Origin of the sequence: Pseudomonas sp. CG7, from assembly GCF_023701885.1 — a bacterium.
GTDB lineage: Bacteria > Pseudomonadota > Gammaproteobacteria > Pseudomonadales > Pseudomonadaceae > Aquipseudomonas > Aquipseudomonas zanjanensis.
Genome location: NZ_JABAEE010000122.1, coordinates 1 through 13082, shown reverse-complemented (window position 1 = coordinate 13082; position 13082 = coordinate 1). Strand labels below are relative to the sequence as shown.

Annotated in this window: 12 protein-coding genes and 1 pseudogene; 3 read left to right on the top strand and 10 right to left on the bottom strand. The window is 62.2% G+C overall.

Features of this window, described 5'->3' with window-relative positions; all coding sequences use genetic code 11:
* Window positions 1-239 precede the first annotated feature (239 nt).
* From HGO40_RS28790 to gcl, 8 genes are all read right to left on the bottom strand, one after another.
* The gene (locus HGO40_RS28790) at window positions 240-1238 is read right to left on the bottom strand and encodes a sulfate ABC transporter substrate-binding protein (protein ID WP_250965812.1); all 999 of its coding nucleotides are present in this window, start codon (window positions 1236-1238) and stop codon (window positions 240-242) included.
* Between the two features lie 93 nt (window positions 1239-1331).
* Window positions 1332-2156, bottom strand: a complete 825-nt coding sequence (locus HGO40_RS28785; RefSeq protein WP_250965811.1) for an ion transporter — start codon at window positions 2154-2156, stop codon at window positions 1332-1334.
* Between the two features lie 21 nt (window positions 2157-2177).
* Window positions 2178-3089 carry an urea transporter gene (locus HGO40_RS28780; protein ID WP_250965810.1) on the bottom strand — a complete coding sequence of 304 codons (912 nt, stop codon included), beginning with the start codon at window positions 3087-3089 and terminating at the stop codon, window positions 2178-2180.
* 122 nt (window positions 3090-3211) lie between these two features.
* Window positions 3212-4627 carry a pyruvate kinase gene (pyk, locus tag HGO40_RS28775; protein ID WP_250965809.1) on the bottom strand — a complete coding sequence of 472 codons (1416 nt, stop codon included), beginning with the start codon at window positions 4625-4627 and terminating at the stop codon, window positions 3212-3214.
* Entirely contained in the window at window positions 4617-5897 is a 1281-nt protein-coding gene (locus tag HGO40_RS28770; protein ID WP_250965808.1) for a glycerate kinase type-2 family protein, read from the bottom strand. Before HGO40_RS28770 ends, pyk begins: the two co-directional genes overlap by 11 nt.
* 147 nt (window positions 5898-6044) lie before the next feature.
* Window positions 6045-6935, bottom strand: coding sequence for a 2-hydroxy-3-oxopropionate reductase (locus tag HGO40_RS28765; RefSeq protein WP_250965807.1), 891 nt, complete (start codon window positions 6933-6935; stop codon window positions 6045-6047).
* Window positions 6936-7098: 163 nt separating this feature from the next.
* Window positions 7099-7881 carry a hydroxypyruvate isomerase gene (gene hyi, locus HGO40_RS28760; RefSeq protein ID WP_250965806.1) on the bottom strand — a complete coding sequence of 261 codons (783 nt, stop codon included), beginning with the start codon at window positions 7879-7881 and terminating at the stop codon, window positions 7099-7101.
* A gap of 131 nt (window positions 7882-8012) precedes the next feature.
* Window positions 8013-9788 (bottom strand): glyoxylate carboligase, encoded by a 1776-nt coding sequence (gene gcl, locus HGO40_RS28755; RefSeq protein WP_186708160.1) that lies wholly within the window; start codon window positions 9786-9788, stop codon window positions 8013-8015.
* 268 nt (window positions 9789-10056) lie between these two features.
* Here gcl and HGO40_RS28750 point away from each other — a divergent pair, with 268 nt between their 5' ends.
* Window positions 10057-10491: a GlcG/HbpS family heme-binding protein gene (locus HGO40_RS28750; protein WP_250965805.1), complete on the top strand. Its 435-nt coding sequence runs from the start codon at window positions 10057-10059 to the stop codon at window positions 10489-10491.
* 217 nt (window positions 10492-10708) lie between these two features.
* On the top strand, window positions 10709-11167 hold the full coding sequence (locus tag HGO40_RS28745; RefSeq protein WP_250965804.1) for an REP-associated tyrosine transposase: 459 nt from the start codon (window positions 10709-10711) through the stop codon (window positions 11165-11167).
* Window positions 11168-11304: 137 nt separating this feature from the next.
* On the opposite strand, the gene HGO40_RS28740 is transcribed toward HGO40_RS28745, so the two are convergent.
* Window positions 11305-11913, bottom strand: coding sequence for a TetR/AcrR family transcriptional regulator (locus HGO40_RS28740; RefSeq protein WP_046065644.1), 609 nt, complete (start codon window positions 11911-11913; stop codon window positions 11305-11307).
* 291 nt (window positions 11914-12204) lie between these two features.
* Here HGO40_RS28740 and HGO40_RS28735 point away from each other — a divergent pair.
* A pseudogene (locus HGO40_RS28735) lies at window positions 12205-13008 on the top strand (DUF808 domain-containing protein); the annotation flags it as partial.
* Here the strand turns inward: HGO40_RS28735 and HGO40_RS30595 are convergent.
* Window positions 12969-13055: a hypothetical protein gene (locus HGO40_RS30595; protein ID WP_353050741.1), complete on the bottom strand. Its 87-nt coding sequence runs from the start codon at window positions 13053-13055 to the stop codon at window positions 12969-12971. The pseudogene HGO40_RS28735 and the gene HGO40_RS30595 overlap by 40 nt on opposite strands.
* Window positions 13056-13082: the final 27 nt, after the last annotated feature.

The following is a 13082-nucleotide window of genomic DNA, read 5'->3' as shown; positions in this document are numbered from 1 at the left end:
TACGAGGCCAAAAGTCGTGATCGTCAGCTTAGAGCCTTACAGCGTAAGGCTACAAAGCTGGGTGTTCGATTGGTCGCGGCTTAAAAAGCTTTGGAGAACAAGGGGATGGATTTTGTTTGATGAGAGCTTGCTCCCGCTGGGCTGCGTAGCGGCCCCATTCCGGCGGTCGCTGCGCAACCGAGCGGGAGCAAGCTCCCTCGCCACAAAAGCTTGCATGCAATCCTGGTTGAATCAGTGTCTTACTGCCCGCTATAGATCTGGTCGAAAACCCCACCATCATTGAAGTGAGTCTTCTGCACCGTGCGCCAGTCACCAAAGGTTTTTTCCACCGACAGGAAGTCTACTTTCGGGAAGCGGTCGGTGTATTTGGCCAGTACCGCCGGGTCCCGTGGGCGCAGGTAGTTGGCGGCGGCGATTTCCTGGCCTTCGGGCGACCACAGGTATTTGAGGTACGCCTCGGCGGCTGCGCGGGAGCCTTTTTTCTCGACCACTTTGTCGACCACGCTGACCGGTGGCTCGGCCTCGGCGGAAACGCTTGGGTAGACCACTTCGAACTGATCGCGACCGAACTCGCGGGCGATCATTTCCGCTTCGTTTTCAAACGTCACCAGCACGTCGCCGATCTGGTTGGTCATGAAGGTGGTTGTCGCGGCGCGACCACCGGTGTCCAGTACCGGCGCCTGCTTGAACAGCTTGCCGACGAAGTCCTTGGCCTTGTTCTCGTCGCCGCCATTCTTCAGTACATAGCCCCAGGCCGACAGGTAGGTGTAGCGACCGTTGCCGGAGGTTTTCGGGTTGGGCACGATCACCTGCACGCCGTCCTTGAGCAGGTCGGGCCAGTCTTTCAAGGCTTTCGGGTTGCCTTTGCGCACGATGAACACCGTGGCGGAGGTGAACGGCGCGCTGTTGTTCGGCAGGCGGGTGACCCAGTTATCAGGCACCAGTTTGCCGTTGTCGGCCAAGGCGTTGATGTCAGTGGCCATGTTCATGGTGATGACATCCGCCGGCAGCCCGTCGATCACTGAGCGCGCCTGCTTGCTGGAGCCGCCGAAGGACATCTGCACGGTGATGTTTTCGTTGTGCTCGGCCTGCCAGTGTTTCTGGAAGGCGGCGTTGTAGTCCTTGTAGAAATCGCGCATCACGTCGTAGGAAACGTGGAGCAGGGTCGGGGCGGCGTGGGCGAGGCCGCCAAAGGTCAGGCCGGCGGCGAGAAGGGAGGCGCCAAAGAAGTTCTTCACTGCGAATTCCTTTTTATTAACGGGGGTCCGGGCAATTAGCCAGCAACACTAGCGGCAAGCCAATAGGCCATCAAGCATTAAAAAGTGCTTTGCTTATTCCAATTTCCTAAACAACGCATTGCCACAACGGGAGCAGAAAGCGGCGCCGTGTTCATGGTTGTTTTTGCTGCACACCGGGCAATCGTGCTTGAGCTGGTCGCCGCGCATGGCCGTGGCCAGTTCCGCCGTGAAAATGCCCGTCGGCACGGCGATGATCGAGTAACCGGTGATCATCACCAGGGACGACACCACTTGGCCGAGTGGGGTCTTGGGCACGATGTCGCCGAAGCCTACGGTGGTCAATGTCACGATAGCCCAATAGATGCCCTTGGGGATGCTGGTGAACCCGTGCTCGGGGCCTTCGATGACGTACATCAGCGTGCCGAAGACGGTCACCAGGGTCGAGACGCTGACGAGGAACACGATGATTTTCTGCTTGCTCCCGCGCAGCGCCGCCATCAGGTAGTTGGCTTGCTTGAGGTAAGGGCTGAGCTTGAGCACACGGAAAATCCGCAACATGCGGATGATCCGAATGATCAGCAGGTATTGGGCATCGCTGTAGTACAGCGCCAGGATCCCCGGCACGATCGCCAGCAGATCCACCAACCCATAAAAACTGAAGGCATAGCGCAGCGGCTTGGGTGAGCAATACAGGCGCAGGCCGTACTCGACGATGAAGATGAAGGTGAAACCCCACTCGATACCGGCCAGCAGGGCGGCGTAGTGCTTGTGCACGCTGTCGATGCTGTCGAGCATCACGATCACCAGGCTGGCGAGGATGATCAGCAGCAGGGTGCTGTCGAAGCGCCGGCCGGCCACGGTGTCGGTCTGGAAAATGATCACGTAGAGGCGTTCACGCCAGTTGTTGCTGCTGTCCATACTCTTCGCCTGAACCCGGAATCAGCGAAGCCTAGGGTGATTACCCCGCAGAGTGCAAGGCGCGCTGTCGAGGCTGGCCTGGTGCCACGCCCGGCCGCCGGCCTGGATCAGCCAGCAGGCGAGGATGAACGGTGCCGTCAGGGGCGGCAGGCCGAGGGCGGTAAACCCTGGTGTGAGCATGACCGCCAGGAGGATGCCCGTCAGCGGCAGCCACGGGCGACGCTGTTGGCTGAAGGCCAGCGCCACCAACACAGGGTTGTAGCCGTCCAGTCCGGAAAGGGCGGTTGCGTTCCCCTGTTGCGACAAAGCGAAGGCCAGGCCGACGGCGGAAGCGAACAAGGCCCATACCGCGGCGCGACGGTTGGCCAGCAACAAGCCCAGCGCAATCAGTGCACCGGCCGCAGGGTGACCGAGAAACATGACCTGGCCCAGTCCGCTCAAATGCGCGGCCCCCAGGTTGGGCATCGTCATTTCGATCGAAGTGGCTGGGGACGTCGGCGCGGTGACACTCATCAGCAGCCACGCGAACCCTACAAACGGCGCGGTGTAGGCGGGCAGGCAACGAGGGCTGCGGGGGCGTTTGAGCCATTGCTGGGTCAGCATCGCACTGAGGCCGCCAGCGGCGAGGATCAACGGCGGTAACAGCACCGACCAGGGCAACGCCTGGCTCAGCAGCAAGCCCAGCAGGATGCCGTTGTAGCTAAACAGCCCGGCTTGCCGATCGGCCTTGGCGTAACCACGTCGCTGGGCCGTCAGCAACCCGGCCACCCCGCCCAGCAGCGCGCCGCCGAACAGGGCCGGCGCCGTGAGCAGAATCGCCAGCAGGCACAGCAGGCCGCACAGCGGATGGCGCTGGAGGAAGATTTGGCTGAAGCCGTTGAGCAGGGCGGTGGCCCAGTCGGGGCAGTGGGGGGTGGAGGATTGGTTGGGCATGATGGGTCAGGAATAAGAGAACTGTGGCGAGGGAGCTTGCTCCCGCTGGGTCGCGCAGCGGCCCCTCTTTTTGCGGTTGCTACGCAACCGAGCGGGAGCAAGCTCCCTCGCCACAGAAAAGCTCAGAGCAGCGTCTCAATGCGCAGCGAAGTGGTCGACCCCGGCTGCCCGACCGGCACGCCCGCGGTAATCAGCAGGGTATCGCCACGCTGGGCCATGCCTTGGGCCTGGGCGATTTCCAGGGCGGTGGAACAGACTTCATCCACCTGTTTCAACCGGTCATTGACCACCGAGTGCACGCCCCAGGCCACCGTCAGGCGGCGGGCGGCCTGTAGGTTCGGCGTGAGGTTGAGGATCGGCACCGTCGGCCGTTCCCGCGCGGCGCGCAGGCTGGAGCTGCCCGATTCGCTGTAGTTCACCAGCACCGCCACCGGCAGGATGCTGCTGATGCGCCGGATCGCGCAGCTGATGGCGTCCGACACCGTGGCCTCGGCCTTCGGCCGGCTGACGTCCAGTTGCGCCTGGTACTCGGGGCCGTTTTCCACTTGGCGGATGATCTTGCTCATCATCTGCACGGCTTCGAGGGGGTAATCGCCGGACGCGGTTTCCGCCGAGAGCATGACCGCATCGGCCCCCTCGGCCACGGCGTTGGCGACGTCAGTGACTTCGGCACGGGTGGGGGCCGGGGAGAAGCGCATCGGCTCGAGCATCTGAGTCGCCACCACCACCGGTTTGCCGAGGGCACGGCAGGTGCCGATGATGTTTTTCTGGATCTGCGGCACGCTTTCGGCCGGGACTTCGACCCCCAGGTCGCCACGGGCGACCATGATCGCGTCGCTCAACTCGGCGATCTCGCGCAGTTGGGTCACCGCCGACGGCTTCTCGATCTTCGCCATCAGGAACGCCTTGTTGCCGATCAGCCCACGCGCCTCGTGAATGTCCTCGGGACGCTGCACGAACGACAGCGCCACCCAGTCCACGCCCAGCTCAAGGCCGAAACTCAAGTCGCGCCGGTCCTTGGCGGTCAACGGGCTCAGGTCGAGCACGGCCTGGGGCACGTTCACGCCCTTGCGGTCCGACAGCTCGCCGCCGTTGAGCACCTCGGTGTCGATGGCGTCGCTGTGCCTGGCGATCACGCGCAGGCGCAACTTGCCGTCGTCCAGCAGCAGGTCCATGCCGGGCTCCAGGGCCGCGATGATTTCCGGGTGGGGCAGGTTGACCCGGCGTTGATCGCCCGGTGTCGGGTCCAGGTCCAAGCGCAGGGCCTGGCCTCGTTGCAGCAGGACCTTGCCATCGGCGAACCGGCCGACCCGCAGCTTCGGGCCTTGCAGGTCCATCAGGATGCCCAGCGGGTAGTTGAGTTGCTGCTCGACCTCACGAATCCACTGGTAGCGCTGGGCGTGGTCGGCGTGCTCGCCGTGGCTGAAGTTCAGGCGGAAGATGTTCACCCCGGCCTGTACCAACTCGCGGATGTCATCGATGCCGCGCGTGGCGGGGCCGAGGGTCGCGAGGATCTTGACCTTTTTATCAGGCGTCATGTTTGGGGTTCTCGAGGATCAGGATGGCGCGAAAGTCGTTGACGTTGGTGCGGGTCGGTTCGGTGACGATCAGCGCGTCAAGGGCGGCGAAGTAGCCGTAGCCATTGTTGTTGTCCAACTCGTCGCTGGCGCACAGGCCCAGCTCGGCGGCGCGGCGATAGCTGTCCGGGGTCATGAGGGCGCCGGCGTTGTCTTCGGAGCCGTCGATGCCGTCCGTGTCGCCGGCCAGCGCAGAGATGCCGGGATGGCCCTTGAGGTTGTCGGTCAGGCTCAGCAGGAATTCGGCATTGCGCCCGCCACGGCCATCGCCGCGCACGGTGACGGTGGTTTCACCGCCGGAGAGAATCACGCACGGTGCTGCCAACGGCTGGCCGTGCAGGGCGATTTGCCGGGCGATGCCGGCGTGGACTTTGGCCACCTCCCGGGATTCGCCTTCCAGGTCGCCGAGGATCAGTGGGCTGAAACCGGCCTGCCGAGCCTTCACCGCCGCGGCTTCCAATGACTGCTGGGGGCGGGCGATCAACTGGAAGTGGCTGCGGGCCAGGCTCGGGTCGCCGGGCTTGACGGTTTCCGACGCCGGGCTTTGCAGCCAGGTGCGCATCGAGGCCGGCACCTCGATGTGGTAGCGCTGGAGAATCGCCAGGGCTTCGGCCGACGTGCTGGGGTCCGCCACGGTGGGGCCGGAAGCGATGACCGTGGCGAGATCGCCGGGTACATCGGAAATCGCGTAGGTGTACACCGTCGCCGGCCAGCAGGCCTTGCCCAGGCGCCCGCCCTTGATCGCCGAGAGGTGCTTGCGCACGCAATTCATCTCGCCGATGGTCGCGCCGGATTTGAGCAAGGCTTTGTTGATCGATTGCTTGTCGGCCAGGGTGATGCCTTCGGCCGGCAAGGCGAGCAGGGCCGAACCGCCGCCGGACAACAGGAAGATCACCCGGTCGTCTTCGCTGAGATTGCTCACCAGCTCCAGCACCCGTTGGGCCACGGCCAGGCCAGCGGCGTCAGGCACCGGGTGGGCGGCTTCCACCACTTCGATTTTCTGACAGGGTGCGCCATGACCGTAGCGGGTCCCCACCAGGCCGGACACGTCGCCCTGCCAGCAGCGCTCGACCACTTGCGCCATGGCTGCCGCGGCCTTGCCGGCACCGATGACGATCACCCGGCCGCTGCGGTCGCTGGGCAGGTAGTGTTCGAGGACTTGCTGCGGATGGGCCGCGTCGATGGCTGTGGCAAACAGCTCGCGCAGCAGTTGTTGCGGATCGACCGACATGGCGGGCTCCCGGTGTTTATTATGAGTATCGATGCGACTCCTGTGGGAGCGAGCTTGCTCGCGATAGCGGGTTTACATTCAACAACGATGTTGGCTGGGCTACCGCTATCGCGAGCAAGCTCGCTCCCACATGGGATAGTGCAGGGCTTATTTGTCGCGAATCGAGAAATTGGCCATATGCTCCAACCCCTTGATCAGCGCCGAGTGATCCCAATTGCTGCCGCCGATGGCCGCGCAGGTGCTGAACACTTGTTGGGCGTTGGCGGTGTTGGGCAGGTTGATGTTCAGCTCCCTGGCGCCTTGCAGGGCCAGGTTAAGGTCCTTCTGGTGCAGGCTGATGCGGAAGCCCGGATCGAAGGTGCCCTTGATCATGCGTTCGCCGTGGACCTCAAGGATCTTCGACGAAGCGAAACCGCCCATCAGCGCTTCACGGACCTTGGCCGGGTCGGCACCGTTTTTCGAGGCGAACAACAGCGCTTCGGCCACCGCCTGGATGTTCAGGGCGACGATGATCTGGTTCGCCACTTTGGCAGTCTGGCCGGCACCGTTGCCGCCCACCAGGGTGATGTTCTTGCCCATGGCCTGGAACAGCGGCAGCGCGCGTTCGAAGGCGGCGCTGTCGCCACCGACCATGATGCTCAGGGTGGCGGCCTTGGCACCGACTTCACCACCGGAGACCGGGGCATCGAGGTACTGCGCGCCTGTTTCATTGATCTTCGCCGCGAACGCGTTGGTGGCGGTGGGGGAGATCGAACTCATGTCGATCACCACCTTGCCCGCGCCCACGCCCGCCGCGACGCCGTCGGCGCGGAACAGCACGGCGTCGACCTGCGGCGTGTCCGGGACCATGACGATGATGAACTCGGCTTCCTGGGCCACTTCCTTCGGGTTGGCCAAGGCCACCGCGCCGCCGGCCAGCAGGTCGGCCGGGGCCGGGTCGTGGTGCTGGGACAGGAACAGGCTGTGACCGGCCTTTTGCAGGTTCATTGCCATGGGGTGGCCCATGATGCCGGTGCCGATGAATCCAATTTTAGCCATGGGGAAATCCTCTCTTATTGAAATGTCCCGGGGTTCTGTGGCGAGGGAGCTTGCTCCCGCTGGGCCGCGAAGCGGCCCCAGAAATCCATGTAGGGTGAAAAATCATGCGTCTGCTTCGCAGCCGCGCGGGAGCAAGCTCCCTCGCCACAAAAGCCCGCGCCAGTCAGACCGCGTTATGGGTTTTCAGCCAGCCCAAGCCAGCTTCGGTGGTGGTCAGCGGCTTGTATTCACAGCCGATCCAACCCTGGTAGCCGATGCGGTCCAGGTGTTCGAACAGGAAGCGGTAGTTGATTTCGCCCGTGCCCGGCTCGTTACGGCCCGGGTTGTCCGCCAGTTGCACGTGGTTGATCTCGCCCAGGTGAGCCGACAGGGTCCGGGCCAGGTCACCTTCCATGATCTGCATGTGGTAGATGTCGTATTGCAGGAACAGGTTGACGCTGCCCACCTGCTCGCGGATCGACAGGGCCTGGGCAGTGTTGTTCAAGTAGAAGCCGGGAATGTCGCGAGTGTTGATGGCTTCCATCACCAGCTTGATGCCTTTGGCCTGCAGCTTCTCGGCGGCGTATTTCAGGTTGGCGACAAAGGTTTTTTCCACCAGGGTTTCACTGCAGTTCTGCGGGCGAATCCCCGACAGGCAATTGACCTGCGTGTTGCCCAATACTTGGGCGTAGGCGATTGCCAGGTCGACCCCGGCGCGGAACTCTTCGACCCGGTCCGGCAGGCAGGCAATCCCGCGCTCGCCCTTGGCCCAGTCGCCGGCTGGCAGGTTGAACAGCACCTGGGTCAGGCCGTTGGCGTCGAGCAAGGCCTTGAGTTCGGCGGAGTTGTAGTCATAGGGGAACAGGTATTCGACACCACTGACACCGGCCTTGGCGGCGGCTTCGAAACGGGCGAGGAAATCCTGCTCGGTGAACAGCATGGACAGGTTGGCGGCGAAACGCGGCATGGTGGTCTCCTGTAAATAATTGGCAGTGCCCCTTGTGGGAGCGGGCTTGCTCGCGAAAGTGGTCTGTCAGCCGACATCTTTGTTGGATCTGAAACCGTCTCCGCGAGCAAGCCCGCTCCCACATTGGGATGTCAGTCGAGCAATGAGATGGCTGTGGGTGCATCGTTGCCCACCAGCGCCAGGTCTTCAAACTCATTGACGGCGTTGATCTCGGTACCCATGGAGATGTTGGTCACCCGCTCCAGGATGATCTCGACGATCACCGGCACCTTGAACTCCTCGATCATTGCCTGGGCCTGGCGCAGCGCCGGTTGGATACCGGCCGGTTCGAACACCCGCAGCGCCTTGCACCCCAGGCCTTCGGCCACGGCAACGTGGTCCACGCCATAACCGTTGAGTTCCGGGGCGTTGAGGTTGTCGAACGACAGCTGCACGCAGTAATCCATGTCGAAGCCGCGCTGGGCCTGGCGAATCAAGCCCAGGTAGGAGTTGTTCACCACAACGTGGATGTACGGCAATTTGAACTGTGCACCCACCGCCAGCTCTTCGATCATGAACTGGAAATCATAGTCGCCCGACAGCGCCACGACCTTGCGGCTCGGATCGGCCTTGACCACCCCCAGCGCCGCCGGAATGGTCCAGCCCAAGGGGCCGGCCTGGCCGCAGTTGATCCAATGGCGTGGCTTGTAGACGTGGAGGAACTGCGCGCCGGCGATCTGCGACAGGCCGATGGTGCTGACATAGCAGGTGTCCTTGCCGAACACCTGGTTCATTTCTTCGTACACCCGTTGTGGCTTGACCGGCACGTTGTCGAAGTGGGTCTTGCGTTGCAGGCTGGCCTTGCGTTGCTGGCAATCCTGCAACCAGGCGCTGCGGTTCTTCAGCTTGCCGGCGGCTTGCCACTCGCGGGCCACTTCAATGAACACCGTCAGGGCGGAGGCGGCATCGGAGACGATACCCAGGTCGGGAGTGAACACCCGGCCGATCTGGGTTGGCTCGATGTCCACGTGAATGAACGTGCGGCCTTCGGTGTAGACGTCCACCGAACCGGTGTGACGGTTGGCCCAGCGGTTGCCGACGCCCAGCACCACGTCCGACTTGAGCAAGGTGGCGTTGCCGTAGCGGTGGGAGGTTTGCAGCCCAACCATGCCGACCATCAACGGATGGTCATCCGGGATCGTGCCCCAGCCCATCAAGGTCGGAATGACCGGGATGCCAGTCAGCTCGGCGAACTCCACCAGCAGGTCGCTGGCATCGGCATTGATGATGCCGCCGCCGGCCACCAGCAAGGGGCGTTCAGCCTGATTGAGCATCGCCAGGGCTTTCTCGATTTGCACGCGGTTGGCCGCGGGTTTGGCCAGGGGCAGCGGTTGGTAGGCGTCGATGTCGAACTCGATCTCTGCCATCTGCACGTCGAACGGCAGGTCGATCAGCACCGGGCCCGGCCGGCCGGAGCGCATCTCGAAGAACGCCTTCTGGAAGGCATACGGCACCTGGCCCGGTTCCAGCACGGTGGTCGCCCACTTAGTCACGGGCTTGACGATGCTGGTGATATCCACAGCCTGGAAATCTTCCTTGTGCATACGGGCACGGGGCGCTTGCCCGGTGATGCACAGAATCGGGATCGAGTCGGCCGATGCGCTGTAGAGCCCGGTCACCATGTCGGTGCCGGCCGGGCCCGAGGTGCCGATGCACACGCCGATGTTGCCGGCCTTGGTCCGGGTGTAGCCCTCGGCCATGTGCGAGGCGCCTTCAACGTGGCGAGCGAGGACATGATCGATGCCACCCACCTTCTGCAGGGCGGAGTACAGCGGGTTGATCGCAGCACCCGGGATGCCGAAGGCGGTGTCCACGCCTTCACGGCGCATCACCAGAACGGCGGCTTCGATTGCTCTCATTTTGCTCATGGTTTTGTGCCTCTTACGTTTTGTAATTGTATACAAGTGGCTTTGCACAGAGTGTATTCATGGCGAACGACGCAGGTCAATCCATTTCCTCAAGCACCTGTTTCATTCGTCGGAACGCCAGGTTTTGCAGCGGCCTTTTGTCGTTAACGATTGTTTGTGAAAATTATTGTATACAAAAATTGTCGTTGTTGTGTTCTATTTGTTGGGTTCGGTTTTGCTGAAAGTGAAGCCCGCAAGGCGTTCCCATAACAAAAGAAGGACAGCACCCATGAGCGTTCTAACCTTGAAAATCGCCATCAACCTGGCCGGGCAAGTGCTTGCCGCAGGTCGTGAAATCAGCGCCGCACCCTTGACCGTCGCGGTCCTGGACAGCGGCGGACACCTGGTCGCCTTGCAGCGCGAAGACGGCGCCAGCCTGCTTCGCCCGCAGATCGCCATCGGCAAGGCCTGGGGCGCCATCGCCCTGGGCAAAGGCTCGCGCCTGCTCGCCCAGGACGCCCAACAACGCCCGGCGTTCTTCGCCGCGTTGAATGGATTGGGCCAAGGCAACGTCGTACCGGCCCCGGGTGGGGTGTTGATCAGGGATCAGGAGGGGAGAGTGCTGGGAGCGATTGGGGTGAGTGGGGATGTTTCGGATGTGGATGAGCAGGTGGCGGTGAGGGCGGTGGAGGCGCTGCGGTTGAGGGCGGATGCTGGGGCTTGATTTTGTATTGACTGGGCTTCCTTTATCGCGCGCAGGCTCGCTCCCACAGGAGGGTTGAGGTGGGCAGACACTCTGCAAACGCCGCAGATCTAAACTGTGGGAGCGAGCCTGCTCGCGATAGCTATCTACCAGACACATCCAGCCAAAAGTCTACCTCCCATCCAGGCATCCACAGGTCTAGCCTTCTCCATGAATCAAATCATCGAAGGGGCAAGGAATGCCTGGTTCACCTGCTTCACATAGACTGCGCCTCGGCCGCTACGCTGAATCCAGCCGGATCTATTTACTGACCACCAATACATTGGGCCGTGCAGCCGTTTTTAAGGACGTTATTCTGGGGAGGCTGGTTGTTGATCAATTTCGAAAAGCTCAGGAGCAAGGCTGGGCCGATTCATTGGCCTGGGTGGTCATGCCTGATCATTTCCATTGGTTGGTCGAGTTACGCAAGGGATCTTTGAGTGAGTTGATGCAAAGGACCAAATCATTGACTACTAAAGCTGTAAATCTGCGCCTGGATAATAAAGTCAGCCTTTGGCAACAAGGATTTCATGACCGAGCGCTGCGGCGGGAAGAGGATTTGGTAAAGCTGGCTCGCTATGTTGTGGCAAATCCACTGCGGGCAGGCCTGGTAGAGCGGCTTGGCGACTATCCGCTGTGGGATGCCATTTGGCTTTGACTTGAAATCGAGTTGCGGCTTTCGCGAGCAGGCTCGCTCCCACAGGGTTTTGTGGTGAATACAGAATCTGCAAACAACCTGAGTCCTTTGTGGGAGCGAGCCTGCTCGCGAAAGCCGCAACTCGGTCCCGAGCCTGGCTAGCGATCCACCTCACACCCCTTCAAAACCAACCGAATAATCGTCTGCGCCGCCGCTTCGTAATCCGCTTCATCCAGCTTGGCCTTGCCGGTCACGGCGCTGATTTGCCAGTCGAAATCGGCATAGGTCTGGGTGGCGGCCCAGATGCTGAACATCAGGTGGTTGGGGTCGATGGGGGCGATCTGGCCGCGGTCGATCCAGGTCTGGATGCAGTCGATGTTGTGCCGGGCCTGGGCGTTGAGTTGCTCCACCAGGTCGGGGCTCAGGTGCGGGGCGCCGTGCATGATTTCGCTGGCGAAGACTTTCGAGGCGAAGGGCAGGTCGCGGGAAATGCGGATCTTGGAGCGGATGTAGTGGCTCAGCACCTCACCGGGTACGCCGTCGGCATTGAACGGTGTCGAAGCCTGGAGAATCGGCTCGATGATGCTTTCCAACACCTCGCGGTAGAGGTTTTCCTTGGATTTGAAGTAGTAGTAGACGTTCGGCTTGGGCAGGCCAGCCTTGGCCGCGATGTCGCTGGTCTTGGTCGCGGCGAAGCCCTTGTCGGCAAATTCTTCGCTGGCGGCACGCAGGATCAATTCTTTGTTGCGCTCGCGGATTGTGCTCATAAACCCAGGGGTTCCTTGCCTGTTCTGGCGGTGGCGCATGGTAGCACCGGCCTCGCGCGGCGCTCAAGAATGCCCCTGGTGGCCTGTGTGGCTAATTCGTGCACTCAACTTCGGCGCCAGTGCTTGCCAAGCTGCGTTACCATTCCTCGCCGTAGCGGGCTACGACTCGTCATGGCGCCTTGCCTGGCAAGCACTGGCACTCGAATTTGAGTACTCGAATTAACCGTACAGGCCACAAGGCCCCGCGGCTCGCGGTATGCTGCGCAGCATTATTGTTCAAGGAGTCCCTCCATGGCTGGAAGCAGTTTGCTGGTACTGATCGACGATATCGCTACCGTACTCGACGATGTTGCGCTGATGACCAAGATGGCCGCCAAGAAAACCGCCGGCGTGCTCGGCGATGACCTGGCGCTCAACGCCCAGCAAGTGTCAGGTGTGCGCGCCGAGCGCGAGCTGCCGGTGGTGTGGGCGGTGGCCAAGGGGTCGTTCATCAACAAATTGATCCTGGTGCCGTCGGCGCTGGCGATCAGTGCCTTCGTCCCTTGGCTGGTGACGCCGCTGTTGATGATCGGCGGCGCCTACCTGTGCTTCGAAGGGTTCGAGAAACTGGCCCACAAGTTCCTTCACAGCAAGGCCGAGGACCAGGCTGAACATGCGCAACTGGTCGAGGCGGTGGCGGATCCGGCGGTGGATCTGGTGGCCTTCGAAAAAGACAAGATCAAGGGCGCCGTGCGCACTGACTTTATCCTTTCGGCGGAAATCATTGCCATCACCCTCGGCACCGTCGCCGAAGCGCCGCTGACTCAGCAGGTGATCGTGCTGTCGGGCATTGCGATTGTCATGACCGTTGGTGTGTACGGCCTGGTGGCGGGCATCGTCAAGCTCGATGACCTGGGGCTCTGGTTGACGCAGAAGCCAGGACAGGTCGCCAAAAGCATCGGCGGGGCCATCCTGCGCGCAGCACCCTACATGATGAAAAGCCTGTCGGTGATCGGCACCGCAGCGATGTTCCTGGTGGGCGGTGGCATCCTTACCCACGGCGTGCCGGCGGTGCATCACTGGATCGAAGGCGTGACGGCCAGCGCCGGTGGCGCCAGGATCAATTTGTTGATGAACGACCCCTTGGCCACCGCCCACACCACCGGCCGCTCGCGCTCGGCTCGCACACC